Source organism: Chryseobacterium nakagawai (assembly GCF_900637665.1).
GTDB lineage: Bacteria > Bacteroidota > Bacteroidia > Flavobacteriales > Weeksellaceae > Chryseobacterium > Chryseobacterium nakagawai.
In genome coordinates, this window is record NZ_LR134386.1 from 697,087 (window position 1) to 722,903 (window position 25,817).

General features: G+C 34.6%; 38 protein-coding genes. 36 read left to right on the plus strand and 2 right to left on the minus strand.

Annotated elements, in window-relative coordinates; translation table 11 throughout:
* The first annotated feature begins 10 nt into the window (after positions 1-10).
* From rplB to rplQ, 25 genes are all read left to right on the plus strand, one after another.
* The gene (gene rplB / locus EL260_RS03150) at positions 11-832 is read left to right on the plus strand and encodes a 50S ribosomal protein L2 (protein WP_105683334.1); all 822 of its coding nucleotides are present in this window, start codon (positions 11-13) and stop codon (positions 830-832) included.
* Between the two features lie 2 nt (positions 833-834).
* On the plus strand, positions 835-1,113 hold the full coding sequence (rpsS, locus tag EL260_RS03155) for a 30S ribosomal protein S19 (protein ID WP_034702850.1): 279 nt from the start codon (positions 835-837) through the stop codon (positions 1,111-1,113).
* Between the two features lie 2 nt (positions 1,114-1,115).
* On the plus strand, positions 1,116-1,514 hold the full coding sequence (gene rplV, locus EL260_RS03160; RefSeq protein ID WP_103289182.1) for a 50S ribosomal protein L22: 399 nt from the start codon (positions 1,116-1,118) through the stop codon (positions 1,512-1,514).
* A 7-nt stretch (positions 1,515-1,521) separates the two neighbouring features.
* Positions 1,522-2,271, plus strand: a complete 750-nt coding sequence (gene rpsC / locus EL260_RS03165; RefSeq protein ID WP_034694675.1) for a 30S ribosomal protein S3 — start codon at positions 1,522-1,524, stop codon at positions 2,269-2,271.
* 98 nt (positions 2,272-2,369) lie between these two features.
* Entirely contained in the window at positions 2,370-2,795 is a 426-nt protein-coding gene (gene rplP, locus EL260_RS03170) for a 50S ribosomal protein L16 (protein WP_029297776.1), read from the plus strand.
* Between the two features lie 12 nt (positions 2,796-2,807).
* Complete coding sequence (gene rpmC, locus EL260_RS03175) at positions 2,808-2,993, plus strand: 50S ribosomal protein L29 (protein WP_027371716.1); 186 nt, start codon at positions 2,808-2,810, stop codon at positions 2,991-2,993.
* A gap of 12 nt (positions 2,994-3,005) precedes the next feature.
* Complete coding sequence (gene rpsQ, locus EL260_RS03180) at positions 3,006-3,260, plus strand: 30S ribosomal protein S17 (protein ID WP_027371715.1); 255 nt, start codon at positions 3,006-3,008, stop codon at positions 3,258-3,260.
* 2 nt (positions 3,261-3,262) lie between these two features.
* Complete coding sequence (rplN, locus tag EL260_RS03185) at positions 3,263-3,631, plus strand: 50S ribosomal protein L14 (RefSeq protein ID WP_002983226.1); 369 nt, start codon at positions 3,263-3,265, stop codon at positions 3,629-3,631.
* Between the two features lie 21 nt (positions 3,632-3,652).
* Positions 3,653-3,979 (plus strand): 50S ribosomal protein L24, encoded by a 327-nt coding sequence (gene rplX / locus EL260_RS03190; RefSeq protein WP_123858826.1) that lies wholly within the window; start codon positions 3,653-3,655, stop codon positions 3,977-3,979.
* 11 nt (positions 3,980-3,990) lie between these two features.
* A complete protein-coding gene (rplE, locus tag EL260_RS03195; protein WP_115973412.1) occupies positions 3,991-4,542 on the plus strand; it encodes a 50S ribosomal protein L5 in 552 nt (183 codons plus the stop codon).
* A gap of 3 nt (positions 4,543-4,545) precedes the next feature.
* Entirely contained in the window at positions 4,546-4,815 is a 270-nt protein-coding gene (gene rpsN, locus EL260_RS03200) for a 30S ribosomal protein S14 (protein ID WP_002983233.1), read from the plus strand.
* A 146-nt stretch (positions 4,816-4,961) separates the two neighbouring features.
* Complete coding sequence (gene rpsH, locus EL260_RS03205) at positions 4,962-5,360, plus strand: 30S ribosomal protein S8 (RefSeq protein WP_076353268.1); 399 nt, start codon at positions 4,962-4,964, stop codon at positions 5,358-5,360.
* A 17-nt stretch (positions 5,361-5,377) separates the two neighbouring features.
* Positions 5,378-5,923 carry a 50S ribosomal protein L6 gene (gene rplF / locus EL260_RS03210; protein WP_123858827.1) on the plus strand — a complete coding sequence of 182 codons (546 nt, stop codon included), beginning with the start codon at positions 5,378-5,380 and terminating at the stop codon, positions 5,921-5,923.
* Between the two features lie 15 nt (positions 5,924-5,938).
* Entirely contained in the window at positions 5,939-6,292 is a 354-nt protein-coding gene (gene rplR / locus EL260_RS03215; RefSeq protein WP_077413597.1) for a 50S ribosomal protein L18, read from the plus strand.
* 19 nt (positions 6,293-6,311) lie between these two features.
* Positions 6,312-6,833, plus strand: coding sequence for a 30S ribosomal protein S5 (gene rpsE, locus EL260_RS03220; protein WP_045491132.1), 522 nt, complete (start codon positions 6,312-6,314; stop codon positions 6,831-6,833).
* Positions 6,834-6,843: 10 nt separating this feature from the next.
* The gene (gene rpmD, locus EL260_RS03225; RefSeq protein ID WP_027371710.1) at positions 6,844-7,020 is read left to right on the plus strand and encodes a 50S ribosomal protein L30; all 177 of its coding nucleotides are present in this window, start codon (positions 6,844-6,846) and stop codon (positions 7,018-7,020) included.
* A 21-nt stretch (positions 7,021-7,041) separates the two neighbouring features.
* On the plus strand, positions 7,042-7,491 hold the full coding sequence (gene rplO, locus EL260_RS03230; RefSeq protein ID WP_123858828.1) for a 50S ribosomal protein L15: 450 nt from the start codon (positions 7,042-7,044) through the stop codon (positions 7,489-7,491).
* A 9-nt stretch (positions 7,492-7,500) separates the two neighbouring features.
* A complete protein-coding gene (gene secY, locus EL260_RS03235) occupies positions 7,501-8,880 on the plus strand; it encodes a preprotein translocase subunit SecY (protein ID WP_103289186.1) in 1,380 nt (459 codons plus the stop codon).
* A gap of 3 nt (positions 8,881-8,883) precedes the next feature.
* Complete coding sequence (gene infA / locus EL260_RS03240; protein WP_034684855.1) at positions 8,884-9,099, plus strand: translation initiation factor IF-1; 216 nt, start codon at positions 8,884-8,886, stop codon at positions 9,097-9,099.
* Between the two features lie 62 nt (positions 9,100-9,161).
* Positions 9,162-9,278: a 50S ribosomal protein L36 gene (gene rpmJ / locus EL260_RS03245; RefSeq protein WP_007839480.1), complete on the plus strand. Its 117-nt coding sequence runs from the start codon at positions 9,162-9,164 to the stop codon at positions 9,276-9,278.
* Positions 9,279-9,287: 9 nt separating this feature from the next.
* Positions 9,288-9,665: a 30S ribosomal protein S13 gene (rpsM, locus tag EL260_RS03250; RefSeq protein ID WP_034738759.1), complete on the plus strand. Its 378-nt coding sequence runs from the start codon at positions 9,288-9,290 to the stop codon at positions 9,663-9,665.
* Between the two features lie 12 nt (positions 9,666-9,677).
* Positions 9,678-10,067 (plus strand): 30S ribosomal protein S11, encoded by a 390-nt coding sequence (gene rpsK / locus EL260_RS03255; protein WP_123858829.1) that lies wholly within the window; start codon positions 9,678-9,680, stop codon positions 10,065-10,067.
* 18 nt (positions 10,068-10,085) lie between these two features.
* Positions 10,086-10,694, plus strand: a complete 609-nt coding sequence (gene rpsD, locus EL260_RS03260) for a 30S ribosomal protein S4 (protein WP_045491111.1) — start codon at positions 10,086-10,088, stop codon at positions 10,692-10,694.
* A 33-nt stretch (positions 10,695-10,727) separates the two neighbouring features.
* The gene (locus tag EL260_RS03265) at positions 10,728-11,723 is read left to right on the plus strand and encodes a DNA-directed RNA polymerase subunit alpha (RefSeq protein ID WP_066695982.1); all 996 of its coding nucleotides are present in this window, start codon (positions 10,728-10,730) and stop codon (positions 11,721-11,723) included.
* A 6-nt stretch (positions 11,724-11,729) separates the two neighbouring features.
* On the plus strand, positions 11,730-12,242 hold the full coding sequence (rplQ, locus tag EL260_RS03270; protein WP_123858830.1) for a 50S ribosomal protein L17: 513 nt from the start codon (positions 11,730-11,732) through the stop codon (positions 12,240-12,242).
* A 139-nt stretch (positions 12,243-12,381) separates the two neighbouring features.
* Here rplQ and EL260_RS03275 read toward each other — a convergent pair whose 3' ends face one another.
* Positions 12,382-12,816, minus strand: coding sequence for a hypothetical protein (locus tag EL260_RS03275; protein WP_123858831.1), 435 nt, complete (start codon positions 12,814-12,816; stop codon positions 12,382-12,384).
* Positions 12,817-13,139: 323 nt separating this feature from the next.
* Between EL260_RS03275 and EL260_RS03280 the strand changes: the two genes are divergently transcribed.
* From EL260_RS03280 to EL260_RS03325, 11 genes are all read left to right on the plus strand, one after another.
* Positions 13,140-13,772, plus strand: a complete 633-nt coding sequence (locus tag EL260_RS03280) for a response regulator (RefSeq protein ID WP_123858832.1) — start codon at positions 13,140-13,142, stop codon at positions 13,770-13,772.
* Positions 13,773-13,778: 6 nt separating this feature from the next.
* Positions 13,779-14,507 (plus strand): hypothetical protein, encoded by a 729-nt coding sequence (locus tag EL260_RS03285; RefSeq protein ID WP_123858833.1) that lies wholly within the window; start codon positions 13,779-13,781, stop codon positions 14,505-14,507.
* A gap of 630 nt (positions 14,508-15,137) precedes the next feature.
* Positions 15,138-15,917 (plus strand): sensor histidine kinase, encoded by a 780-nt coding sequence (locus EL260_RS03290; RefSeq protein ID WP_123858835.1) that lies wholly within the window; start codon positions 15,138-15,140, stop codon positions 15,915-15,917.
* 122 nt (positions 15,918-16,039) lie between these two features.
* Complete coding sequence (locus EL260_RS03295) at positions 16,040-16,366, plus strand: hypothetical protein (RefSeq protein ID WP_123858836.1); 327 nt, start codon at positions 16,040-16,042, stop codon at positions 16,364-16,366.
* A gap of 26 nt (positions 16,367-16,392) precedes the next feature.
* A complete protein-coding gene (locus EL260_RS03300; RefSeq protein ID WP_123858837.1) occupies positions 16,393-16,875 on the plus strand; it encodes a hypothetical protein in 483 nt (160 codons plus the stop codon).
* Positions 16,876-16,884: 9 nt separating this feature from the next.
* Positions 16,885-18,099, plus strand: coding sequence for a hypothetical protein (locus EL260_RS03305; protein ID WP_123858838.1), 1,215 nt, complete (start codon positions 16,885-16,887; stop codon positions 18,097-18,099).
* A 218-nt stretch (positions 18,100-18,317) separates the two neighbouring features.
* Complete coding sequence (eno, locus tag EL260_RS03310; RefSeq protein WP_045491082.1) at positions 18,318-19,610, plus strand: phosphopyruvate hydratase; 1,293 nt, start codon at positions 18,318-18,320, stop codon at positions 19,608-19,610.
* An 84-nt stretch (positions 19,611-19,694) separates the two neighbouring features.
* On the plus strand, positions 19,695-20,981 hold the full coding sequence (locus EL260_RS03315) for a citrate synthase (protein WP_123858839.1): 1,287 nt from the start codon (positions 19,695-19,697) through the stop codon (positions 20,979-20,981).
* Positions 20,982-21,084: 103 nt separating this feature from the next.
* Positions 21,085-21,249 carry a hypothetical protein gene (locus EL260_RS25445; RefSeq protein WP_164466594.1) on the plus strand — a complete coding sequence of 55 codons (165 nt, stop codon included), beginning with the start codon at positions 21,085-21,087 and terminating at the stop codon, positions 21,247-21,249.
* A 163-nt stretch (positions 21,250-21,412) separates the two neighbouring features.
* Positions 21,413-22,477 carry a helix-turn-helix domain-containing protein gene (locus tag EL260_RS03320; protein ID WP_123858840.1) on the plus strand — a complete coding sequence of 355 codons (1,065 nt, stop codon included), beginning with the start codon at positions 21,413-21,415 and terminating at the stop codon, positions 22,475-22,477.
* Between the two features lie 80 nt (positions 22,478-22,557).
* Positions 22,558-24,732, plus strand: coding sequence for a TonB-dependent receptor domain-containing protein (locus tag EL260_RS03325; RefSeq protein ID WP_123858841.1), 2,175 nt, complete (start codon positions 22,558-22,560; stop codon positions 24,730-24,732).
* Positions 24,733-25,444: 712 nt separating this feature from the next.
* Here EL260_RS03325 and EL260_RS25450 read toward each other — a convergent pair.
* Positions 25,445-25,609: a hypothetical protein gene (locus tag EL260_RS25450; RefSeq protein WP_164464412.1), complete on the minus strand. Its 165-nt coding sequence runs from the start codon at positions 25,607-25,609 to the stop codon at positions 25,445-25,447.
* Positions 25,610-25,817: the final 208 nt, after the last annotated feature.

Consider the following 25,817-nt stretch of genomic DNA (forward strand, 5'->3'; position numbering starts at 1 on the left):
TATAATAGTAATGTCTGTTAGAAAATTAAAACCTATCACCCCGGGACAGAGATTCAGAATTGTTAACAATTTTGAAGAAATTACTACCAACAAACCAGAGAAATCTCTAACAGTTGGTATTAGTAAGTCAGGTGGACGTAACCAAACTGGTAAAATGACCATGCGTTACACCGGAGGTGGACACAAAAAGAAATACAGAATTATTGACTTCAAAAGAAACAAAGCAAACGTTGAAGCAACTGTAAAAACTGTAGAGTATGATCCAAACAGAACTGCATTTATCGCTTTACTAGAGTATGCTGATGGAGAGAAGAGATATATCATCGCTCCAAACGGTATCAAAGTTGATCAGAAAGTAATTTCTGGTGAAAGCGTAGAACCAAATGTAGGGAACGCAATGAAGTTGAAAAACATTCCATTAGGTACTGTAATTTCTTGTGTTGAAATGAAGCCTGGTCAAGGTGCAATTTTAGCAAGAAGTGCTGGTTCTTCAGCTCAATTGACTTCAAGAGACGGGAAATATGCAATCATCAAATTACCTTCAGGAGAGTCTAGAATGATCCTTACTGAATGTATGGCAATGATTGGATCTGTTTCTAACTCTGACCACCAGTTAACTGTATCAGGTAAGGCTGGTAGAAGCAGATGGTTAGGTAGAAGACCAAGAACAAGAGCAGTTGTAATGAACCCAGTAGATCACCCAATGGGAGGTGGTGAAGGACGTTCTTCAGGAGGTCACCCAAGATCTAGAAATGGTATGCCTGCTAAAGGTTACAAAACCAGAAAGAAAAATAAAGCGTCTAACCGTCATATCATATCTAAACGTAAATAATTATGGCAAGATCACTTAAAAAAGGACCATTCATTCATCATACTTTAGATAAGAAGGTTCAGACAAACATAGAGTCTGGTAAGAAGACAGTTATTAAAACTTGGTCTAGAGCATCAATGATCTCTCCGGACTTCGTAGGACAAACTATTGCAGTACACAACGGGAAATCTTTTATCCCTGTTTATGTTACAGAAAACATGGTTGGTCACAAGCTAGGCGAATTTTCTCCAACAAGATCTTTCAGAGGTCATGGTGGTAACAAAAACAAAGGAAGCAGATAATCATGGGATCAAGAAAAAGAGAAAGTGCATTAGCACGTAAATTAACAAATCAAGATGTAGTAAAAGCATTACATAATGATTGCCCGTCTTCTCCAAGAAAAATGAGATTAGTAGCTGATATCATCAGAGGAGTAGAAGTAGACAAAGCTTTATACATTCTAAAATATTCTAAAAAGGACGCATCTAACAAGTTAGAAAAAGTATTGCTTTCAGCAATGGCTAACTGGCAAACTAAAAACGAAGGTGCTGATATTGAAGAAGCAAATCTTATCGTTAAAGAAATTTTTGTAGACAGTGCAAGACAATTGAAGAGACTGAGACCAGCTCCACAAGGTAGAGGGTACAGAATCAGAAAAAGATCAAACCACATTACATTAATCTTAGGTAAAAAAGAAAATTAATCAAGGTATGGGACAGAAGACAAATCCAATTGGTAATAGATTAGGTATCATCAGAGGATGGGATTCTAACTGGTTTGGTGGAAACGATTATGGAGACAGAATCGCTGAAGACTACAAAATCAGAAGATACCTTGAGGCTAGATTATCTAAAGGTGGTATTTCAAAAATCTATATTGAAAGAACACTAAAATTAGTAACCGTTACAATCACTACTGCTAGACCGGGATTAATCATCGGTAAAGGAGGTCAGGAAGTTGATAAATTGAAAGAAGAATTGAAGAAACTTACAGGTAAGGATATTCAAATCAACATTTTCGAAATCAAAAGACCTGAATTAGACGCTGTACTAGTTGCTGATAGTATTTCTAAGCAAATTGAAAACAGAATTTCTTACAGAAGAGCTGTTAAAATGGCAATGGCAAGTACTATGAGAATGGGTGCTGAAGGTATTAAAGTTCAAATCTCTGGTAGATTGAACGGAGCTGAAATGGCAAGATCAGAATCTTTCAAAGAAGGAAGAATTCCATTGTCAACTTTCAGAGCAGATATCGATTACCACTGGGCAGAAGCTCACACTACTTACGGTAGATTAGGTGTAAAAGTTTGGATTATGAAAGGTGAAGTTTATGGTAAAAGAGAACTTTCCCCATTAGTAGGACAACAGAAAAAAGGAGGTCAGTCAGACAGAGGAAACAGAGGAGGAGACAGAGACAACAGAAGACCTAGAAAAAACAACAACAATAACAATAATAATTAAAATTTTAGATTAGAAATTTTGAATTTTAAATTACCGTTACTTTTTTAAAATTAAAAAAAATCTAAAATCTAAAATCTAAAATCTAAAATTTAGAGATTATGTTACAACCAAAAAGAACCAAATTCCGTAGAGTTCACAAGATGAAGATGAAGGGGAATGCCCAAAGAGGTAGTCAACTTGCTTACGGAACTTTTGGGATCAAAGCAACTGAGGGGGCTTGGATCACTGCAAGACAAATTGAAGCTGCTCGTATTGCTGCTACAAGATATATGAAGAGAGAAGGTCAACTATGGATCAAAATCTTCCCAGATAAGCCAATTACTAAGAAACCAGCGGAAGTACGTATGGGTAAAGGTAAGGGTGCTGTTGAATACTGGGTAGCTGTAGTAAAACCAGGTAAGATTATGTTCGAAATCGGAGGTGTACCTTACGATATCGCTAAGGAAGCTTTAAGACTTGCTGCACAAAAATTACCAGTAGTTACTAAATTCATCGTTGCTAACGATTTTGTTAAACCTTTATAATCTTTGAGTACAATGAAAAATGCTGATATTAAAAATTTAAGCGCGGGTGATATTCAAGCTCAATTAACTGAAGCAAAAGCTCAATATTCAAAATTGAAATTGGCTCATGCAATCAGCCCAATTGAAAACCCGATTCAAATCAAAGATTTGAGAAGAACAATCGCTAGACTAAATACTGAGTTAACTAACAAACAATAATTTCATTTTACAATGGATAGAAATTTAAGAAAAGAAAGAATCGGAGTGGTTTCCAGCAATAAAATGGAAAAAACTATTGTTGTTAGCGAAACTACAAGAGTAAAGCACCCGATGTACGGTAAATTCGTTTTGAAAACGAAAAAATATACTGCACACGACGAGAACAACGAATGCACAGAAGGTGATACAGTTTTGATCCAAGAAACTAGACCTTTGAGCAAGAGCAAGAGATGGAGATTAGTAAGAATCATTGAAAAAGCTAAGTAATAATGTTACAAACAGAATCAAGATTAAAAGTTGCTGATAACACAGGTGCTAAAGAAGTACTAGTTATCAGAGTTCTGGGAGGAACCAGAAGAAGATATGCTTCAGTTGGTGATAAAATCGTTGTTACGATCAAAGATTCTACACCATCAGGAAACGCTAAAAAAGGTCAGGTATCTAAAGCTGTAGTAGTAAGAACTAAAAAAGCAGTAAGAAGAAAAGATGGTTCATACATCAAATTCGACGACAATGCTTGTGTATTACTAAACGCAGCAGGAGAAATGAGAGGAACGCGTGTTTTCGGACCGGTTGCTCGTGAGTTGAGAGACAAAGAATATATGAAAATCATTTCATTAGCTCCTGAAGTACTTTAATTTTAAAAATTTTTAAAAGAAATGTCAAAGTTAAAAATAAAAAGAGGAGATAACGTAATCATTACTACTGGTAAGAAAGATATCAAAGGTAAGACTGGTGAAGTTATTGAAGTGATTAAGAAAGAAGGGAGAGACCCTAGAGTAATCGTAGCAGGACTTAACATCGTTAAAAAACACGTTAAGCCTTCAGCTGCAAATCCTCAAGGAGGAATTACTGAAAAAGAAGCTTCTATTCATATCTCAAACGTAGCTTTAGTTGGTAAAGACGGAAAAGCTATCAAAATCGGTTACAAAATCGAAGGAGATACGAAAGTAAGAATCAACAAAAAAACGGGTGAAACTTTATAATTTGAATTAACATGGAATTTATAGCAAGACCCAAAAAAATATACAAAGAGACAATTGTTCCTGCAATGATGGAAGAATTCGGGTACAAGTCAATTATGCAAGTACCTAGATTAGAGAAAATCGTTGTATCACAAGGTTTAGGAGACGCTACTGCAGATAAGAAAATTATTGATTATGCTGTAGAAGAGTTAACTAACATCACAGGTCAGAAAGCAGTAGGTACAATCTCTAAGAAAGATGAAGCTGCATTCAAACTTAGAAAAGGAATGCCTGTAGGTGCAAAAGTAACGTTAAGAGCTCACAGAATGTATGAGTTCTTAGACAGACTTACTGCTTCTGCTTTACCACGTATCAGAGATTTCTCTGGAATCAAAGCTGATGGTTTTGATGGTAGAGGTAACTACAACTTAGGTATTACTGAGCAGATTATCTTCCCTGAAATCGTAATTGACAAAGTGAAAAAAATCCAAGGGATGGACATCACTTTCGTTACTACTGCGAAGACAGATAAAGAAGCTAAAGCATTACTAACTCACTTCGGTTTACCATTTAAAAAGAACTAAGAAATGGCTAAAGAATCAATGAAAGCGCGTGAGCGCAAAAGAGAAGCACTAGTTGCTAAATACGCTGCTAAAAGACAAGCTCTTAAAGAAGCTGGTGATTACGAAGGACTTCAAAAATTACCTAAAAATGCTTCTCCTGTAAGATTACACAACAGATGTAAACTAACAGGTAGACCAAGAGGATACATGAGAACGTTTGGTATTTCCAGAGTAACTTTCAGAGAAATGGCTAACAACGGTCTTATCCCAGGTGTAAGAAAAGCTAGTTGGTAATAATTACTAATTAAAAATCGGGACAATTAAGTTGTCAAGATACTAGAGAATAAAAATATCAGACCGAAGATTTCTGACGTCTGATATTTTGATCTTCAAGTCTTTTCAATACTGATTGTCTTTAACCAATAATTTATAAAAGAAAAATGGTAACAGATCCAATTTCAGATTTCCTAACAAGAGTAAGGAACGCACAAAGCGCAGGCCACAAAGTGGTGGAAATTCCTGCATCGAAAATCAAAAAGGAGATTACTAAGATCTTATTTGATCAAGGGTATATCTTAAACTACAAGTTTGAAGATAACGCTGTTCAAGGAGTGATCAAAATCGCTTTAAAGTACGATAAGCAAACTAGCAAACCTGCTATTAAGTCTATTCAAAGAGCTTCTAGACCAGGTTTGAGACAGTACAAAGGTTCTACTGAACTTCCAAGAGTACTAAACGGTTTGGGTATTTCTATCATCTCTACTTCTAAAGGAGTAATGACTGACAAGAAAGCTAGAGAAGAGAAAGTAGGCGGTGAAGTAATCTGCTATGTTTATTAATTTTTAATCAGAGGAAAATGTCAAGAATTGGTAAAGCAATTATAACAATTCCAGCTGGAGTTACAATCACTGAAAACAATGGTGTAGTAACTGTAAAAGGAGCGAAAGGAGAACTTTCTCAAGAGCTTACAGCAGGAATCACTTTAGAACAGAAAGAGGGTGAACTTAACGTAAACAGACCATCTGATTCTAAACAACACAAAGCGCTTCACGGTTTATACAGAGCGTTAATCGCCAACATGATCGTTGGTGTAACTGAAGGTTTCGAAAAGAAACTAGAACTCGTAGGGGTAGGATATAGAGCTTCTCACACAGGTCAAAAACTTGAGTTAGCTTTAGGATTCTCTCACGGTATCGTATTAGAGCTTCCAAGTGAAGTAAAAGTTGATACATTGACTGAAAAAGGTAAAAACCCAATTATTACTTTAGCGTCTCACGACAAGCAACTTCTAGGAATGGTGACTGCAAAGATCCGTTCTTTCAGAAAGCCTGAGCCATACAAAGGAAAAGGTGTAAGATTCGTAGGAGAAATTGTTAGACGTAAAGCTGGTAAATCTGCTTAATAAATTATAAGTATTATGGCATTAAGTAAATTAGAAAAAAGAATAAGAATCAAAAGAAGAGTAAGAGGGAAAATCTCTGGATCTTCTGAATTGCCAAGATTATCTGTATACAAAAGTAATAAGGAAATTTACGCTCAGTTAATCGACGATAAAAATGGTAAAACTTTAGCATCAGCTTCTTCAAGAGAGAAAGGTGTAGACGCTAAAGGTACTAAAACTGAAATTTCTGCTGCTGTTGGTAAAGCTATCGCTGCTAAAGCTATCGCTGCAGGAATCGAAAGTATTGTATTTGACAGAAACGGTTTCGTTTACCACGGTAGAGTAAAAGCTCTAGCTGATGGAGCGAGAGAAGGTGGACTTAAATTCTAATCATTAAATTTCGGAAAATATGTTAGGACTAGATAATATAGAAAGAGTAAAACCGGGAGGATTAGAATTAAAAGATCGTCTCGTAGCTGTTAACAGAGTAACAAAAGTAACTAAAGGGGGTAGAGCTTTCGGATTTTCTGCTATTGTTGTAGTAGGAAATGAAGAAGGTATTATCGGTTTCGGTTTAGGAAAATCTAAAGAGGTTGCTTCTGCAATTGCTAAAGCAGTTGAAGACGCTAAGAAAAACCTTGTTAAAGTTCCTGTAATGAACCACACTATTCCTCACCAAACTACTGCTAGATACGGTGGTGCAGATATCTTCTTAAGACCTGCTTCTCACGGTACAGGATTGATCGCCGGTGGTGCGGTTAGAGCGGTATTGGAATCAGCTGGTATTCACGATATCCTTTCAAAATCTAAAGGATCTTCTAACCCTCACAACGTGGTGAAAGCTACTTTCAAAGCGTTATTGGATATCAGAAGACCTGAAGAGATCGCTAGAATGAGAGGAGTTTCTCTAAGTAAAGTGTTTAACGGTTAATAATAAAACAATGGCAACAATTAAAGTAAAGCAAGTAAGAAGCGCTATTGGTAGAACAAAAACCCAAAAGAGAACGCTTGAAGCATTAGGATTAAAAAAACTTCACCAAGTTGTAGAGCACGAAGCTACTCCTTCTATCTTAGGAATGATAGCTGCTGTAGGTCACTTACTAGAAGTTCAAAAATAATTTTATAAAAGAGAAATTAAAATGAATTTAAATAACATACAACCTGCTGCAGGATCTACTTTCAACTCAAAAAGAATTGGTAGAGGTCAAGGTACAGGAAAAGGAGGTACTTCAACAAAAGGACACAAAGGTCAGAAAGCTAGAGCTGGTTATTCTCAGAAGATCGGTTTCGAAGGTGGACAGATGCCTTTACAAAGAAGATTACCTAAATTCGGATTCAAAAACGTAAACAGAAAAGAGTTTAGAGGAGTTAATCTTGATACTATCCAAACTTTAATCGAGAACAAATCCATCACTGGAGAGATCACGAAAGAAGTTTTAGTAGCAAATGGAGTAGTTTCTAAAAACGAATTAGTGAAAATTATGGGTAGAGGAGAATTGAAATCTGCGGTTTCAATCTCTGCTGACAAGTTCACTAAATCTGCTGAAGAGCTTATTGCTAAGGCAGGTGGAAAAGCAATTACCTTATAATACTTACTAATGAAAGAATTTATACAAACACTTAAAAATATTTGGAGTCTTAAAGAATTAAGAGATAAAATTCTCTTCACTTTAGGGATTATCCTTGTGTATAGATTCGCATCTTATATCTCACTTCCAGCGATTAACCTTGCAGAAGTGGGAGATCTCTTAGAGCATTATAAAAATCAAGGCGGTAACAAGCAAGGAGCAGGTCTCCTTGGCTTGCTTTCGTCGTTTACGGGGGGAGCTTTCAGCCACGCTTCCGTAATGGCGTTGGGAATTATGCCTTATATTTCTGCTTCTATTATTGTTCAGTTGATGGGGATGGCTATTCCTTATCTTCAGAAGCTTCAGAAAGATGGAGAGTCAGGTAGAAATACATTGAACCAAATTACAAGATGGTTAACGATTGGGGTTTGTCTGGTACAGGCACCTTCTTACTTAACTTCTATTACTCAATTATTCTTACCGTATGCTCAGTTCCAATCTGCATATTTTGTAGAACCCAATTCGATTATGTTCTGGTTACCAAGTATTGTAATCTTGGTAGGTGGTTCAGTATTCGCAATGTGGTTAGGTGAAAAGATTACCGATAAGGGAATCGGAAATGGTATCTCTATCCTTATTATGGTGGGGATTCTTTCAAGATTACCTGAGGCATTCGTACAGGAGATGGCCGTGCAGAACGGAAAAGGAGGAATGGGATCTATCATGATCCTTATCGAAGTATTATTCTGGATGGTGGTTGTTCTTTTAGCAGTAATTTTATCAGTTGCTGTTAGAAAAATTCCTATTCAGTATGTAAGCAGAGCTCAAGCAAGAGGAGGTGTAAACAAGAATCTTATGCAGGGCGCAAGACAATGGATTCCATTGAAAGTAAATGCTGCTGGTGTAATGCCAATTATCTTTGCTCAGGCATTGATGTTCGTACCAGGATTATTAACAAAATTCGATGAGTCCAACACTTTTCTTGCAGGTTTCAAGAATGTTTTTAGCTGGCAGTACAATGTATTGTTTGCGCTATTAATTATTATCTTCTCGTTTTTCTATACTGCAATTACAATTCCGGTGAACCAAATGGCTGATGATTTAAAGAGAAATGGAGGTTTAGTACCGAAAGTAAGACCCGGTAAAGAGACAGCAGATTACTTAGATGATATTTTATCAAAAATTACCTTGCCAGGTGCAATTTTTTTATCTATCTTTGCAGTCCTTCCAGCAATTGTGCATGGAAGCTTTGTTCAGACAGATGCGTTTGCCCTATTTTTCGGGGGAACGTCACTATTGATTATGGTAGGTGTAATTTTAGATACAGTTCAACAGATTAATACATATCTGCTGAATCATCATTATGATGGCTTAATGCAATCTAAACTGTCTAGAACGACTGGATATTAATTTATGGCAAAACAAAAACATATTGAACAAGACGGCGTTATAACGGAAGCACTTTCGAACGCTCAGTTCCGTGTAGAACTTGAAAATGGGCATATTCTTATTGCTCATATTTCTGGTAAAATGCGAATGCACTATATTAAACTTTTACCTGGTGATAAGGTAAAACTAGAAATGTCTCCCTATGATTTAACGAAAGGGAGGATCACATTTAGATATTAAAACATTTAGCCAAATGGAATACTCATTCCATTTGGCATTTGTAAAAAATAAATACTATCAAAATGAAAGTAAGAGCATCAATTAAAAAAAGAAGCGCTGATTGCAAAATCGTACGCAGAAAAGGTGTACTATTCGTAATCAACAAGAAGAACCCAAAATTTAAACAAAGACAAGGTTAACATTAAATTATGGCGAGAATTGCAGGTATTGATTTACCAAAAAACAAAAGAGGTGTTATCGGTTTAACTTACATCTATGGAGTAGGAAGAAATACTTCTTCTGAAATCCTTAAAGCTGCCGGTATCAGCGAAGACAAGAAAGTCAACGAATGGAATGACGATGAATTGGCTGCAATCAGAACCTATATCTCAGAAAACGTAAAAGTAGAAGGAGAATTAAGATCTGAAGTGCAATTGAACATCAAGAGATTGATGGACATAGGATGCCAACGAGGAATACGTCACAGACTAGGATTACCTTTAAGAGGCCAGAGAACGAAAAACAACTCTAGAACCCGTAAAGGAAAGAGAAAAACTGTTGCTAACAAGAAAAAGGCAAGTAAATAATCGTTAGGAATTATGGCAAAACAAAGTAAAGTAGTTAAAAAAAGAAAAGTAAAAGTTGAAGCTATTGGTGAAGCACATATTCAAGCTTCTTTCAATAACATCATCATTTCTTTAACAAATAAAAACGGAGAGGTTATCTCTTGGGCATCTGCCGGTAAAATGGGATTCAGAGGTTCTAAAAAGAACACTCCTTTCGCTGCTCAAATGGCAGCTGAAAATTGCTCTAATGTTGCTCATGAAGCTGGATTAAGAAGAGTAAAGGTGTATGTGAAAGGTCCTGGAGCAGGTAGAGAATCTGCAATCAGAACGATCCATAATTCAGGAATTGAAGTTAGCGAAATCGTTGATGTGACTCCAATGCCACACAATGGATGTAGACCACCTAAAAGAAGAAGAGTTTAATTTTTGAATTTACCCATTATGGCAAGATATATTGGACCTAAAACTAAGATTGCTAGAAAGTTTGGAGCTGCAATCTACGGAGATGATAAGAACTTCGAAAAGAGAAAAAACCAACCACCAGGACAACACGGTCCTAACAAAAGAAGAGGTGCTAAAAAATCAGAATATGCAGTTCAGTTAGCTGAAAAACAAAAAGCTAAATATACTTACGGTATTTTAGAAAGACAGTTTGCTAACTTATTTGAAAAAGCACACAGAAGCAAAGGAGTAACAGGGGAAGTTCTATTACAACTTTGTGAATCAAGATTGGATAACGTAGTATACAGATTAGGTTTTGCTAAAACTAGATCTGGTGCAAGACAATTAGTTTCTCACAGACACATTACTGTAAACGGAGAAATTCTTAATATCCCTTCTTATTTGGTAAAAGCTGGTGATGTAATCGCTGTAAGAGAAAAGTCTAAGTCTCTTGAAGTTGTTACCAATGCATTGGCTTCTAAGTCAAACTATGAGTGGTTACAATTCAACGATGAGAAGAAAGAAGGTACCTTCATTTCTGCTCCTGAAAGAATCCAAATTCCGGAGGACATTAAGGAGAACCTTATCGTCGAACTTTACTCTAAATAATTTTTTAATCAAATTTTTGCTCAACCCAATAATATGGCAATTTTACAATTCATAAAACCCGATAAAGTAATTTTACTTAACTCTGATGAATTTAAAGGTCAATTTGAATTCAGACCTTTAGAACCAGGTTTCGGGCTTACAATCGGTAATGCTTTGAGAAGAGTGTTGCTTTCTTCTCTGGAAGGATACGCTATTTCATCTATCAAAATAGAAGGTGTAGAGCACGAATTTTCAACTATTCCAGGAGTAATCGAAGACGTTACCGAAATTATTCTTAACCTAAAGCAGGTTAGATTAAAAGCTTCAGCAGAAGGCCAGGCGAATGAGCAGGTTGTTGCTAAAGTTTCAGGTCAAACGATTATTACTGCTGGTGATTTAGGAAAATCGATCAACGGATTCGAGGTTTTAAACCCGGATTTAGTGATTTGTAACCTAAATACTGATGTAACTTTCGAAATTACTTTCAATATTGAAAAAGGTAGAGGATATGTTCCTTCAGAACAAAATAAGTCAAACAATGCACCTGTAGGTACTATTGCTATTGACTCTATTTTTACGCCGATCAAGAAAGTACAGTACAGCATTGAAAATTATCGTGTAGAGCAAAAAACAGACTACGAAAAACTTGTATTAGATATAGAAACTGATGGGTCTATTAGCCCTCAGAATGCTTTAACAGAAGCTTCTAAGATATTAATTTATCACTTCATGTTATTCTCTGATGAGAGAATCACGCTTGAAACTGAAGCCGTAAAAGCATCTATCCAGTACGATGAAGAAACTCTTCATACAAGACAACTTCTTAAGTCTAAATTAGCAGATATGGATCTTTCTGTAAGAGCCCTTAACTGTCTAAAAGCAGCTGAAGTAGAAACTCTTGGAGAATTGGTTTCTTACAGTAAGTCTGATTTGATGAAATTCAGAAATTTTGGTAAAAAATCTTTGACAGAACTAGAAGAATTAGTGCATTCAAAAGGTCTTAACTTCGGTTTCGACGTTGCAAAATATAAGTTAGACGCTGATAAATAATTAATAATGAGACACGGTAAAAAATTCAATCACTTAGGAAGAACTTCATCTCACAGAAGTGCGATGCTTTCTAATATGGCTTGTTCTCTAATTGAGCATAAAAGAATCAACACTACTGTAGCTAAAGCTAAAGCTTTAAGAGTATATGTTGAGCCTCTATTAACAAAAGCAAAAGAAGATACTACACACAACAGAAGAGTAGTATTCTCTTACCTTCAAAATAAATTTGCGGTTGCTGAATTATTCAGAACTGTAGCTCCGAAAATCGCTGAAAGAAACGGTGGTTATACAAGAATCATTAAGACAGGTTTCAGACCAGGTGATGCTGCTGATATGGCTCTTATCGAATTGGTAGATTTCAATGAGCTTTACAACCCGAATGCTGAGGAGAAAAAAGCTACAAGAAGAAGCAGAAGATCTACACCAGCTAAAGCAGTAGTTGCTGCTGATGCTCCAGTTGTAGAAGAAAAAGTAGAAGAAGCTAAGGCTGATACTACTGAAGAAAAAACTGAAGAGTAATATTCATTCAGATATAAAATGAAAACCATCCGAAATCCGGATGGTTTTTTTTTATGCTATATAGGTATTCCTAATTTTGTTTTAAATATTGATAAATAAGAGAGTCAAATTAAAAAGCTGCCTAATAGACAGCTTTTTTTTATATTTTAGTTCTTTTTAATTCAATAATATTACCGCCTTGTTCAAGGTGAAGACTATCACCTTTTACCCTTGCAGTCATGTCATCTTTTTTATAGATGGTTTCATCACCTTTGGTGTCTGTTTTAGGCAAAGTAAATGTTTTTTTGTTACTGGTAATTGCTACAGTACTTTCCTTCGGATCATTTTTGAAAACAACCTTTACCAGAGTACCATCTGTCGCTTTATAAACGAAATCTGTTTTTTCGTATTTTTTACCATTGATATCAACTATAGTTGAGCTTTGATCTATCGAATCAACCTTTCCATTGTGATCTGTAATTAGCGTTTCTGAGCTGTCTGTTTTAATGATACTCTTATTTCCGCTTTCACTTTTTTTACAGCTGATTACGCTTAATGTAAGTACAGCACCTAGTGCTAAAAGACTTTTTTTCATGATTACTTTATTTGAATTCAATATGATTTTTACCTTTTAATTTTACAAAAATCATGCCTTGCAAGATGATGATTTTTTTGCTCTTTTTACAAGTAATTTGCTTTTTTTTCTTCTTGGTTTAGAGTAATGAAATCATTCTCAGTTTAATGCTTTTATGGGGTATTTAACATTTATTAAAAAAATATAGTTTTGAAATGGAAAAATAATTAATTTTAATAGGACTAAAAAATAACCATAACTCTAAACTCAAACTTTAATATTACACAAAGGTGTAATTGACTCCCATCTGTTTTCTGTTGAAATTTGTTTCAAATAATAATGACATGAGCATTTCCATTGCGATAGTAGAAGACGAGAAGAACTACAACAATGCGTTGAAGAAGGTAATCAATTATCAACAGGATATGAAAGTAGTAGCTCAATTCTTTGATGGGAATGATGCTTTGAAAAACCTTCCCGATATTTCACCAAATGTTGTCATGATGGATATCCAGCTTCAGGATATGTTGGGCATTGAAATCATTGAAAAGATTAAAAAAGACATGCCTAACACCCAGTTTATCATGTGTACCAGTTTTGAAGATGATGAAAAGGTTTTCAATTCTCTAAAAGCTGGTGCTATGGGGTATCTTGTGAAAGGAGAAAGCATGGACAAAATACTTTCCTCAATCCGGGATGTTTATAATGGTGGTGCTCCCATGAGCTTTTCTATCGCCCGAAAAGTGTTACAGCATTTCGAAAAAAAACGTTCTGAAATTAAAGAACTGGATGAACTTACAGAACGGGAAAAAGAAATTCTTGAACTTCTTTCACAAGGATTGCTGTACAAAGAAATTGCTGATAAAAAGTATATCAGTATGGATACCGTTAAAAAGCATGTGGGAAATATTTACCGAAAACTCCACGTCAATAATAAAGTGGAGGCTATTAATAAATTTAACCATTTTAAAAACTAAGACATTATGAAAACCAAACTATCAGAACTTTTTTTTCATGAAAACATTGAAGAAATGCCAAAATCTTTTCTCGAAGCTTTTGCCGTAAGCCCTTTGCCAGAAAGTGATTTTATTGAACTTACAGGAGAATTTAAGCGCTTAAAAAACCAAAATGAAATTTCCTTTACGGATTCTTTAATAGTGGACGCAGCGCTTATTCAGATTATTTTAAGATCTTCAAAAAAGTATGTAAACTTCTGCTTTGTTGAAAAAAATAAAAATATTTCTTTAATGATCCATTTATCTGACAGTATTATCTCTTTAGACTCTGACGACGAAGTCTATAGTCTGGAAGAAGTTCAGAATGGAGGAGTCACGGTATATAATTTAATTCCATCAACGGATCTCGTTGACTTTCTTAAGGAAAAGAAAAATTATGAGGTGGGGCTTGGAGATTATGTGGATAGAATAACCAATATGGTTAATACCCGCATTGTATCTTATGAGGTGGATGATATTGCTCTATTTAATTTTAATATTTCTAAATCTTATTCTGCTATGTGGAGATTTTTTAAATATGTTAAAATAAGTTTTATTCTGTTTAAAAGAATAAAAGGATCAATTCTCGATCTTGAATATAAAAAAAGACTGGGAAGGCTTTCAATCGCTATGCAATATTGTTTTGAAACTCAAGATCCGGAAGGTAAACAGATGTCTTTTAGCAATCCTTCTGATATAACCAGTTTATGGCCTTAACCGTATTTTATTATATATATTGTTGTAGTTTATTAACGCTTACAATATTATTTTTCACTTTGGGAATAAGAAAGAAATTTTATTCCCAAAGTTTCTTTTTTATATATCTGTTAGTTACTTTATTAGTAGATGTTGTCATGGGCTTTGCAGAAAAAATAATAAAGGTAGATGAACCTAACGCTATACGATTTAATTTTTATATCATTTTTTCAATGTTCTATTTTCTCTATTTGTATTGGGATAAAAAGCGTTGGAATATTTTTTTAATTATTCTTTCGGCTCTGTGTTTATTCTTTATTTATGTGTTGAAAATAGATCTCCTGAACAATATTTTCGACTTGAAATTAGGCTTCATTATCTCTTTCTTTTATATCATTCTTTCATTGTCATGGCTTTTGAAAAAAAACTATTATTTTGATGGTGCAAAGATTATAGATAATCCGTTATACTGGATCAGTCTTTCACAAATTGTTTGGGCCAGCTTTTTTATTTTAAGAACAGTTCCCATGTATTATTTTAATGATTCTAATAAAGGTATTTTAAGCTTTAGCAAGATCCTTTTTATTGCCGGAAATTATATCTGTATTATCTTATACACTTTTTCGTATTTTAAATGGAAAAAAAATAGCTATGCCGGACAAGATTAAGCTTACCATACTTTTAATAAGTATAATCATTGTTTTTATAGTGATAAGCTTGGCTTTTATAACCTATCTTTTTAATAAAAAAAGACTGCTTTTTATACAGGAGCAGAAGCTTCAGGAAGCAGAATACGAGAACCAGCTCCTCCAAAAAGAGCTCGAAAAACAAAAATCCATAGAACAGGAACGTGAACGTATTTCTCATGATATGCATGATGATCTCGGAGCAGGTATTTCCGCACTGAAGCTTCAGGCAGAATTTTTAAAACAGAAAGCAAATGATGAAGATCTGAAGAATGATATCGCAGAACTTCTGAAAACTTCCGAAGAAATGAATATTTCCATGCGTGAAATGCTTTGGAGTCTGAACTCAGGAAATGATACACTAGGAAGCTTTGTTGATTATGCTATACTTTATACCGGGAACTTTTTAAAGAAAACAAAAATTGTCCTTCATTCAGAATGTGAAGACATTATTTCTGATACTCCCATTTCTACAGAGCTGAGACGTAACCTTTTTTTATGCTTAAAAGAAGCGGTTAACAATGTCTATAAACATAGTCAGGCAAGTACATTAAAACTTTCATTCTCTCAAAATCAAAATCATTTTTTAATGAAGATTCAGGATAACGGAATCGGTATTCCCGATGGACAAACTGAAGGAAACGGACTTAGAAATATGAAAAGAAGAATGAGTGAAGCGGAAGGAGAGTGTAAAGTATGCTCTACAAGTTCCGGAAATAATCTGATCTTCAAAGTTACATTATAATTACTAATAATTTTTATTTACAGCACCATTTCTAATGGTGCTGTTTTGTTTTATAATCACCCTTTTGTGTAATTGACAGGTATATTTTTTAGAGGGAAATTTGATATATAAAACCAATAGCCATGAAAACTTTAATTAATGACAGTATTGAAGATTTAGAAACTGCTTTGAAAAACAACAGTGATCTTCAGGAGAAGTTTAGAACCAATCCTATAGAGGCCATCAGAAGTGTGGAAATAAGAAATCCCAAAGACACGGATTACTGGATTTACAGGATTATTGTGATTATGCTTGGCTTGGCCATTATAGCCATTATCGCAGGACTTATTCTTCTTTCCTTTTGGAGTGAAGGTGAACCAGACAGTCAGCTGGTAACCATCTTTGCTACCATTTCATCAGGAGCCATTGGAGCTTTAGCTGGCCTTTTATCTCCTTCCCCTAGAAAATAAATTATTAAACTTAAAAAACTAAAATCATGAAAACTAAAAAAGATCAATTAACAAGAATTATAAATACCCAATCTCAATTACTCAATCTTAAAATTATGGAACTACAGATGGGGAGTGTTGTATCAGGCACACAGGAAAATGACAGCAGATATGTTGCTGCTAAAAATATAAGACTTCCAGATGATGGATCTCAGATTACTGTTTCAATTTACTTTGGTGGGGAGGGGCAGTTAGGATCCGCTACACTTAAGGTTTTGAGAACCAATCAGGAAAGTAAATTCATTAAAGAATCTATTGACAATATTTTAATAGGAACATGTAACGAGCTTATTGGACATGTTTTGAATATAGAATCTTTTATACAGGATGTAAGTAGAGAGAGCAATAAAACTATTTTGACTGTAAAGATTAGAAATGCAGGAAAAGTTATTTATGATGATACCCATGTTTCTGAAGTTAAAACTGAAGGCGGAGTTTCATTATATACACATCATATTACATTTTATTAAAAAATAGCCATGAAAACATTAAAATTGATTTATGTACTAGTCATTCTCTTACTTTCACATTTTTGTTTTGGGCAGGAAGAAAAAGAGAAAGGAATAGACTTAGATATACTAAGAGCTCAGGCATCACCAGGAGCCAATCTGTTAGGAATTGCTAATTCTGATATTGAAAAACCTACAGATCTTAAAAGTATCATGGTTGCATTAAGAGAGGGAACCAGTAATTTTTCAAGTTTACCTACTTCATTTGCGATTGATCTTGCACCATTTAAATTGAATGGAAATTATCAGGATTTAAGAGCTAATACTGATTTTGCTACAACATTTAAGCAGACATTTGTAACTTCTTTAGCTTATAAAGGAATAGCAGCAGATGAAGATCTGAATATAGAAGAAAAATCAAGGATAGGTTTCGGGATAAAGTTTTCTATTAAAAGGGGAAAATTCAATAGTGAAACGATGAGTGCATTAGATAAAATTCACGAAGTCCATCAATTGTTACAGGAACGAAGAATCTGGGTGAATAATACCAGTCCGGAATTAGCCGAGCTTGACCGTATCAACAGCTCCCTTTTACACAAGAAAAGGCTTTTGGAAGATGCTGAAAAAACAAATACTGTAGAATATAAAGAATTAGAAAAACAGATCGAAGAAATTAGAATTGATATTGAGAACTATCATAAAAAAGTAATTGATGACGAAGAAAAAATACAGGAAATAACAAAAATAGCAAAAGACATTAAATTGGAACGCTTTGGTCTTTTCTTAGATATGTCAATGGGAACCGTTCTTGATTTTAGAACTAATACATTCAATAACTCACAAATATCCAAAGTTGGAGCTTGGCTTACCGGTGGTTATAATTGGCAGAAGAATCCTTCAACATTTATTTTTATGGCCAGATATTTATATAATCCGGACTCATCTTTGGCAAACCCATCATTGAAAAAAGAAAATCTGCATACTTTAGATATGGGTTCACGATTAATATTCAGACTATTTGATGATAAATTTTTTTTGAGTGGGGAATGTATTTATAGAAGTATTTTGAATAAATCAGCCTTTGAAGCTTCCTGGAAATATATTCTTAATTTTGAGTATGAGCTGGCTAAAAACCAAAGGCTAACATTCTCATTCGGAAAAGACTTTAATGGAGACTATGAAAAGAAAGGTAACCTTATTGTGGCACTGAATCTATTAGTTGGATTAGGAAGAATGAAATTATAATACAGACATGATAGGTAAAAGAATATCAAACACAAATTTCAACTCTCCGGATCATATAATCCGGAGAGTTTTTTAGTATAATTCCACCCTATCAATTCCCCAGTTTATCATAATATAAATTAACTAAAATTTAACTTGGATTTATTTCAAAAAGATCTCCTTAAATACCCCTAAAAGCTAAATTTTGATTAAATTTGTCTAAACTAAAAAAATAAAAAATGAGTGCAATTTCTTACATAGAAGCAAGACAGATTTTAGATTCCAGAGGTAATCCTACCATTGAAGTGGATGTATTTACAGAAAACGGTGCGATGGGTCGTGCAGCTGTTCCTTCAGGAGCATCTACAGGAGAGCATGAAGCCGTAGAATTACGTGACGGAGGTTCAGAATACCAAGGGAAAGGAGTTTTGAAAGCTGTTGAAAATGTAAAAGAAGTAATTGCAGAGAATTTAGTTGGTCAGCCGGTTTTTGAACAAAACTATATCGATCAGATTATGATTGAGCTTGATGGTACTCCTAACAAAGGAAATCTAGGTGCTAATGCAATCCTTGGGGTTTCTTTGGCAGTAGCAAGAGCAGCTGCAGCAGAACTGGGAATGCCTTTGTATAAATATGTAGGAGGGGTAAACGCAAACACTCTTCCTGTTCCAATGATGAATGTAATCAATGGTGGGTCTCACTCAGATGCGCCTATCGCATTCCAGGAATTCATGATCATGCCGGTAAAAGCTGATTCTTTCTCTCATGCATTGAGAAAAGGAACAGAAATTTTCCACAACCTTAAATCAATCCTTAAAGGGAGAGGTCTTTCTACAGCTGTAGGAGATGAGGGAGGTTTTGCTCCAACTTTCAATGGTACTGAAGACGCTTTGGATACTCTACTTCAGGCGATCGAAAAGGCAGGATATAAGCCAGGTGACGATATCATGTTGGCATTAGACTGTGCCGCTTCAGAATTCTACAAAGACGGAACTTACGATTACAGAAAATTTGAAGGAGATAAAGGAGCGCACAGATCAAGAGAAGAACAGGTTTCTTACCTTGCAGAACTAGCTGCTAAATATCCAATCATCTCTATCGAAGACGGTATGCAGGAAGATGACTGGGAAGGATGGAAAATGTTAACGGATAAAATCGGTGACAGAGTACAGTTAGTAGGTGATGATTTATTTGTAACTAACGTTGACAGGTTATCAAGAGGAGTAAAAGAAGGAATTGCCAATTCAATCCTTGTAAAAGTAAACCAGATTGGTTCTCTTTCTGAAACAATGGCAGCAGTACAGATGGCTCAGAACAACAAGTTCACTTCAGTAATGTCTCACAGATCTGGAGAAACTGAAGATTCTACGATTGCTGATTTAGCGGTAGCAATGAACTGTGGTCAAATTAAAACAGGTTCAGCTTCAAGATCAGATAGAATGGCAAAATACAACCAGTTGTTAAGAATTGAAGAAGCTCTTGGTGAAACAGCAATTTTCCCAGGTTTAGAAGCATTTAAAATAAAAAGATAATTGAATTTATAAATAACGGCAAGCGATAATTTTTGTTTGCCGTATTTTATGGAAAGTGGTATATTTAAAAAAAATAAATAAATAATGTCAGACAACAAAGTAATATTGAATTACGACGGTAATTCATATGAATATCCAATCGTGGATAGTACTATCGGAGACAGAGGGATTGATATTTCAAAATTAAGAGACCAGACAGGTTTGATCACTCTGGATTTAGGTTACAAAAATACAGGAGCTACTATTAGCGACATCACTTACTTAGACGGAGATAAAGGAGAGTTATTCTACAGAGGTTATCCAATTGAACAAATTGCTGAAAAATCTAACTTCACAGAAGTAATGTATCTTTTATTACATGGAGAATTACCTACTCAGGATCAATTTACTTCTTTCGACAATAATATTAAAAAATATAACTTCATCGCAGATGAGATGAAAAAGATCATTGATGTTTTTCCTCGTTCTGCTCACCCTATGGGAGTTCTTTCTTCTATGACTTCTGCTTTAACAGCATTCAACCCGAAAGCCGTTAACGTAAACTCTAAAGAAGAAATGGATCACGCTGCTGAGCTGATGATCGCTAAATTCTCTCATCTTTGTGCTTGGACATACAGAAAGACTCAAGGTTTACCATTAAACCACGGAGATAATAACTTAAGCTACGTAGAAAATTTCTACAAAATGGCATTCAGATTACCAAACGCTGATTTCGAAATCGATCCGGTAGTTGTAAATGCATTAGATAAATTATTAATCCTTCACGCTGACCACGAGCAAAACTGTTCTACTTCTACGGTAAGAATGGTAGGCTCTGCTCATACAGGTCTGTTCGCTTCTATCTCTGCGGGGGTATCTGCACTTTGGGGACCACTTCACGGTGGTGCTAACCAGGCTGTAATCGAAATGCTTGAACTGATCGAGAAAGATGGTGGTGACGTATCTAAATATGTGGCTAAAGCTAAAGATAAAGGAGATAGCTTCCGTCTAATGGGATTCGGACACAGAGTATACAAAAACTTCGATCCAAGAGCAAAAATTATCAAGAAAGCTGCTGATGATATCCTTACTGCACTAGGTATCCAGGATAAAGCTCTTGATATTGCAATGCAGTTAGAAAGAGTTGCGCTTGAAGATGAATACTTCATCGAAAGAAAGCTGTATCCAAACGTAGACTTCTATTCAGGGATCATCTACAGAGCATTAGGAATTCCTACAGAAATGTTTACAGTAATGTTTGCATTAGGAAGATTACCAGGATGGATCTCTCAATGGAAAGAAATGAGATTGAAAGGAGACCCAATCGGAAGACCAAGACAGGTTTACCAAGGTGCTCAGGAAAGAAACTATATCGATATCGCAAGCAGATAATATTTGCTTTTACCATATCAAAATCCCAAGGCTTGCTTTGGGATTTTTTGTTTTTTAATGGTTAGGAGCTGTTTCCCGCTATCCACTTTTACTCCTCGCGCCCATGCTATGCAAAAGCTGCTGCGGGGTAGCCGTTTCTATCGGGGCTAAGGATATGGGGCATTATAAATACCCGAACAACATTATCCACAATGCTTATTATTCAATAGAAACGGGCTTTAGCCCGTTTAGAAATAAAAAAAATGGATTGGCTTTAGCCAAAACCTAAAAAATATTCCATCTGTCTGAAATTCAATTTAATAATTTATTAAATTTACTCTTGTAAAAAAGATAAGTTTCGGCTAAAGCCAAATGAATAATATTTATCGATGAAACGGACTAAAGTCCGTTTCTATTGATAGAACAATTGATATTAGAAAAATAAATAAGCCATGACCTTCGGACAACAGTTGCTTTTTTTCTTTAGTGCAGTAGGGGCCTTTAATGGGTTGCTGCTTGGTATTTATCTGCTGTTTGTCAAAAAACTGAAATATATACCGGATTTTTTCCTCGGACTTCTTTTGCTCATGCTTAGCTTAAGAGTGGGAATCTCAGTGTGTATTTACTTTTACCCTGATCTGCCTAGACTGATACCATATTTGGGACTAGCAGCATTGTTTTTTACAGGGCCTACTTTATATTATTACATTAAGTCATCATTTCAACAAGAACATTTTAATTGGAAAAGTTGCCGTAAGATATTTGGAATACTGACAGTGATTTTAGGTATTGTTGGTTTGCTTTACCTGTTCTTTCCAATAACTTTAGATCATTATTTTGGAACTTTTATATACACCGTTTGGTCAGTATTTATTTGTCTGACAGTCTATCAGTATTATATTTTTTCTAAGCAGAGTATTGTAATGACTAACAAATTTGTTCTTCCGGTTCTGATCAGTAATGTGATTATCTTTTTGACTTACCAACTGATTTCTACAGGTTGGGTACAAATCTATTGTGCAGGAGGAAGCTTAGTTTTTTCATTCGTTCTGTATGCTAATTTTTTAATTTTATTCAATAAAAAAGATCAGCAGATCCCGGTAAAAGATCCCGGCAACAGGTATTCCAATAAAAAGATTTCCGAAGAGCAGGCGGATAATTTTGTTTCCAGATTAGAAAAACTTATGAACGCAGAAGAACTCTATAAAAATCCGAATCTTAAATTAAGTGACCTTGCCTTCAGAATGAATATATCGACTCATCAGCTTTCCCAGCTGTTAAATGATAATCTGGGTAAAAGTTTTTCCACCTATATTAATGAATACAGAATTAATGAAGCTTGTGGAAAAATAGAAAATGGCTCTTATTTAAAAATTGAAGAGATTGGTTATGAAGTAGGATTCAACTCAAAATCAACTTTCTTTTCAACATTCAAAAAAATAAAGAATACAACACCACTTTTATACAAGCAAACACAAACACCTTCTGATACTGGGTTTCATAGTCTTAATTTATAATTTCGTACTGCGGAATTTTAATTTCAAAACCAGATTTTTGCAACAAGCCAATACTTTTGATCTCATAAAATTTAAAAATTATGATGATCAAATTATGGTTCTTTCTGTTACTGCTTTTCCTTTCTGTTTTTGGTAATGCACAGCAAACCACAGGACAAAAGGTATCAGATTCTCTTGCTCAACAAAAGCCTCCGACAACAAACATTTCAGAAGTTGTTATTCAATCTGCTCCGCGAAACGTTAAATTGAATGATGGAAATTTGACGATGACTATTTCCGGAAATAAAGACTTTAAAACATCCACCCATTTGCTTGATGTTTTAAGAAAAACTCCCGGAGTTTCCATAGATCAGGAAGGAGGGATTTTTATTGGAGGAAGAATTTCTCCGGCTATTTTTATAGATGGAAAAGTTACTGTAATGAGTAATCAGGAATTGCAAGCATACCTCCTGTCCCTGTCTCCTGAAATGGTTGAATCTCTTGAGATAAACACCAATCCCTCTTCAAAATATGATGCAGAATTTAAAGGAATTATTGATATCAGATTAAAAAAGAACACTAATCTCGGCTGGAAAGGAAATTATAATGGGAATATATACATCAATAAGTTCAATTACAGAGAAAATGCTTTAAATCTGTCATACAACACAGAAAAGATTGCCTATACGATGCAGGTGGGATTAAATGATGGGATTTCCACCTATCGGTATAGTGCTTTACAGCGATTGGCCAATACGAATGTTATGCGTACCAATACCAACCAAAAAGATATAGGGCAGGTATATAGTATTCAGGCAGGAGCTGATTTCAGATTAAATACTAAAAATAGATTGAGCCTAAATCTGAGAAGCAATTTTAGAGATAGTGACCGTACCCGAGCAGGATCATTATTTACCACTGATAAAAGTGAAACCCAGGTTGTTTTTAATACCGAAAGCTTAAATCCAATAGATTATTCACAGAATAATTGGGGGGTAACTACGGATTATTCGTTTCAAAATAAAGGTCTTAAAATAAGTTTTTTAGGCAATTATCTTTCTGTAAAAAATAAACAGAAAGATAAATTTATCAATAAAAATCAGCCATCTTCTGAATTATTATCCTATTGGAAATCTGACCTTTTTAATAAAATTGATATTTATACAGGACAGATTGATGCCTCTCAAAAAATTGGAAATGCAGATATAGAAGCAGGATTTAAGTACAGTCATTCATTAACTAACAATAATATCAGATATGATACCTTATCTGTGAACAACCAGTTTATATTTGATCCTTCAAGAAGTAATATCTTTTCTTACAGGGAAAAGATAGTTGCTGGTTATGTTGCTTACAGACAGAAATTCGGAAAACTTCAGATCAACGCAGGAATAAGAGCTGAAAATACCCAGAGTATTTCTGATGCCGTTACTACTGATTCTATTGTTTCAAAAAATTACCTTGAATGGCTGCCCTCTTTCAGTGTAAGTTATTCTTTTAATAAATCCAATGAACTTTCCATTTCCTACAGCAGGAGGATTACAAGACCTGTTTTTTCACAGCTTAATCCTTTTCGTTTTTACTTTAGTCCCTTGAATTATTGGATTGGAAATCCTTATCTGCTACCTTCTTTTACCAGTCAGATTAAAGCAACCTATCGGTATAAAAATTGGATTACAAGCTTTACCATTGGTAAAGAAAAAGATGTAATGGCCCGTTATCCGATATATAATCCGGCAACCAATGTACTGGAGTATCTCGGAACCAATCTTCCTTATCGTAAATTTGCCTCTCTTGAAACCAGTTTTCCTTTAAAAATGACAAAATGGTGGAGTATCACTAGCCAGGTAGCTGGATATTATAATTACGAATTCAGACCCTATCTTGATGAGGTCTTTGCACTAGATATCTATAATTATGAAATTAGGTTAAATCAGGTCTTTACTTTACCCAAAGGATATACCGTTAATCTATTTGCAAATTATGAATCCAAAACCGGAAATAGCCTTTATATTATTAAACCACGTTATAGCATAGATCTATCCATTCAAAAATCCTGGTTGGATAATAAGCTGAATACAAAGTTGGGATATAATAATATTTTTGATTCCAATGAGCAGAGCCTGGAGTTCAGGCATAAACAGATTATGGATAATCGTTTGAGGCATTGGTGGGATAGCAGTAGATTTTTCTTCTCATTGAGTTATACTTTCGGAGTTTCAAAGTATCAGGTGAAAGAAGTTCAGAGAACAGAGGAAGAAAACAGGGCAAGATAAAAGAAAACCTGCTTGGAAAAGCAGGTTTATTATTTTATTAAGGGCAAACACAGTTACCACATGTCCAGATTCTGCAGCTACCATCTTCATTCCACTCACAGCAGTATCTTTCTCTGTTTATTCCACCGATCACCGATTTTTGTTGCTCTCTTCCTAATTTTTGTGCGTTTCTTAGCACAGGATTTTTCTTGTTCATGATTTTGTTGTTTTTGATGTTAATAGATAGTTAAGTTCTGATTTTTTATGGACATTGACATCTATCACAAGTATAGAGCGTGCATTTTCCTGACGGATCCCATTCACAGCATCTTTTGCCTGCTGAGATTCCTATTCCACCTACTACTGATTTTTGTTGCTCTCTTCCTAATTTTTGTGCGTTTTTTAGCACAGGATTTTTCTTGTTCATGATTTTGATTTTTTGATGTTGATAGTTAAGTTTTAAACAATATAATTTAATGATAAATTATATCACTAATATATGATTTTATTTTGTTTAAAAAAGAATTTTTTATTATTATGTATGTGAAATTTAATAAGTTGTATTGTATTAAATAGAATTTCAACAATTTTTTATCATAAAATAAAGAAGATAGAGTACGACTCAGAAAGGTGAAATTGAAAGTTACTGTTACAAAAACCCTTATACATATAATTTGATTTAGACGCATTAAAAAAGCCGTATCAAAATTCATGAAACGGCTTTCTAAATATTTTATGGACAACCACATCTGTTACATACCCACAGGAAGCATGCTCCAGTTACATCATCATATTCACAGCATTTTCTAGGCCCTGTAAATTCACCTCCAATAATAAATTTTTGTTGGTCTCTTTCTAATTTTCGTGCATTTTTCAGCACAGGATTTTTCTTGTTCATGACTTTGATTTTTGATGTTAATAATAAAGTTTTAGCATATATAATTCCGCGAAAATTATATCACTAATGTAGGATGTTAAATTGTAAAAAAAATCTATTTTTTCGTTCTTATGTAGATGAAATATAGTAGGTTGTAGATGTTTTTGTATGCTTTATACTACGGTTTAGTGAATAGGGGGAGGATTTCGCTAGAAGAGAGTACTTAGGA

Coding starts and splice junctions, on each gene's coding strand:
- rpsH (WP_076353268.1), top strand. CDS start 4,962: ATGGTAACAGATCCAATTTCAGATTTCCTAACAAGAGTAAGGAACGCA.
- EL260_RS03300 (WP_123858837.1), top strand. CDS start 16,393: ATGAAAACTAAAAAAGATCAATTAACAAGAATTATAAATACCCAATCT.
- rplX (WP_123858826.1), top strand. CDS start 3,653: ATGTCAAAGTTAAAAATAAAAAGAGGAGATAACGTAATCATTACTACT.
- EL260_RS03290 (WP_123858835.1), top strand. CDS start 15,138: ATGCCGGACAAGATTAAGCTTACCATACTTTTAATAAGTATAATCATT.
- rplO (WP_123858828.1), top strand. CDS start 7,042: ATGAATTTAAATAACATACAACCTGCTGCAGGATCTACTTTCAACTCA.
- EL260_RS25450 (WP_164464412.1), bottom strand. CDS start 25,609: ATGAACAAGAAAAATCCTGTGCTGAAAAATGCACGAAAATTAGAAAGA.
- rplR (WP_077413597.1), top strand. CDS start 5,939: ATGGCATTAAGTAAATTAGAAAAAAGAATAAGAATCAAAAGAAGAGTA.
- secY (WP_103289186.1), top strand. CDS start 7,501: ATGAAAGAATTTATACAAACACTTAAAAATATTTGGAGTCTTAAAGAA.
- EL260_RS03285 (WP_123858833.1), top strand. CDS start 13,779: ATGAAAACCAAACTATCAGAACTTTTTTTTCATGAAAACATTGAAGAA.
- eno (WP_045491082.1), top strand. CDS start 18,318: ATGAGTGCAATTTCTTACATAGAAGCAAGACAGATTTTAGATTCCAGA.
- EL260_RS03315 (WP_123858839.1), top strand. CDS start 19,695: ATGTCAGACAACAAAGTAATATTGAATTACGACGGTAATTCATATGAA.
- rpsE (WP_045491132.1), top strand. CDS start 6,312: ATGTTAGGACTAGATAATATAGAAAGAGTAAAACCGGGAGGATTAGAA.
- EL260_RS03265 (WP_066695982.1), top strand. CDS start 10,728: ATGGCAATTTTACAATTCATAAAACCCGATAAAGTAATTTTACTTAAC.
- EL260_RS03280 (WP_123858832.1), top strand. CDS start 13,140: ATGAGCATTTCCATTGCGATAGTAGAAGACGAGAAGAACTACAACAAT.
- EL260_RS03295 (WP_123858836.1), top strand. CDS start 16,040: ATGAAAACTTTAATTAATGACAGTATTGAAGATTTAGAAACTGCTTTG.
- rplE (WP_115973412.1), top strand. CDS start 3,991: ATGGAATTTATAGCAAGACCCAAAAAAATATACAAAGAGACAATTGTT.
- rpsQ (WP_027371715.1), top strand. CDS start 3,006: ATGGATAGAAATTTAAGAAAAGAAAGAATCGGAGTGGTTTCCAGCAAT.
- rplB (WP_105683334.1), top strand. CDS start 11: ATGTCTGTTAGAAAATTAAAACCTATCACCCCGGGACAGAGATTCAGA.
- rplF (WP_123858827.1), top strand. CDS start 5,378: ATGTCAAGAATTGGTAAAGCAATTATAACAATTCCAGCTGGAGTTACA.
- EL260_RS03325 (WP_123858841.1), top strand. CDS start 22,558: ATGATGATCAAATTATGGTTCTTTCTGTTACTGCTTTTCCTTTCTGTT.
- EL260_RS03320 (WP_123858840.1), top strand. CDS start 21,413: ATGACCTTCGGACAACAGTTGCTTTTTTTCTTTAGTGCAGTAGGGGCC.
- rpsS (WP_034702850.1), top strand. CDS start 835: ATGGCAAGATCACTTAAAAAAGGACCATTCATTCATCATACTTTAGAT.
- rplP (WP_029297776.1), top strand. CDS start 2,370: ATGTTACAACCAAAAAGAACCAAATTCCGTAGAGTTCACAAGATGAAG.
- rplV (WP_103289182.1), top strand. CDS start 1,116: ATGGGATCAAGAAAAAGAGAAAGTGCATTAGCACGTAAATTAACAAAT.
- rpmJ (WP_007839480.1), top strand. CDS start 9,162: ATGAAAGTAAGAGCATCAATTAAAAAAAGAAGCGCTGATTGCAAAATC.
- rpmC (WP_027371716.1), top strand. CDS start 2,808: ATGAAAAATGCTGATATTAAAAATTTAAGCGCGGGTGATATTCAAGCT.
- EL260_RS03305 (WP_123858838.1), top strand. CDS start 16,885: ATGAAAACATTAAAATTGATTTATGTACTAGTCATTCTCTTACTTTCA.
- rpsC (WP_034694675.1), top strand. CDS start 1,522: ATGGGACAGAAGACAAATCCAATTGGTAATAGATTAGGTATCATCAGA.
- infA (WP_034684855.1), top strand. CDS start 8,884: ATGGCAAAACAAAAACATATTGAACAAGACGGCGTTATAACGGAAGCA.
- rplQ (WP_123858830.1), top strand. CDS start 11,730: ATGAGACACGGTAAAAAATTCAATCACTTAGGAAGAACTTCATCTCAC.
- rpsK (WP_123858829.1), top strand. CDS start 9,678: ATGGCAAAACAAAGTAAAGTAGTTAAAAAAAGAAAAGTAAAAGTTGAA.
- rplN (WP_002983226.1), top strand. CDS start 3,263: ATGTTACAAACAGAATCAAGATTAAAAGTTGCTGATAACACAGGTGCT.
- EL260_RS03275 (WP_123858831.1), bottom strand. CDS start 12,816: ATGAAAAAAAGTCTTTTAGCACTAGGTGCTGTACTTACATTAAGCGTA.
- rpsN (WP_002983233.1), top strand. CDS start 4,546: ATGGCTAAAGAATCAATGAAAGCGCGTGAGCGCAAAAGAGAAGCACTA.
- rpsM (WP_034738759.1), top strand. CDS start 9,288: ATGGCGAGAATTGCAGGTATTGATTTACCAAAAAACAAAAGAGGTGTT.
- EL260_RS25445 (WP_164466594.1), top strand. CDS start 21,085: ATGCTATGCAAAAGCTGCTGCGGGGTAGCCGTTTCTATCGGGGCTAAG.
- rpmD (WP_027371710.1), top strand. CDS start 6,844: ATGGCAACAATTAAAGTAAAGCAAGTAAGAAGCGCTATTGGTAGAACA.
- rpsD (WP_045491111.1), top strand. CDS start 10,086: ATGGCAAGATATATTGGACCTAAAACTAAGATTGCTAGAAAGTTTGGA.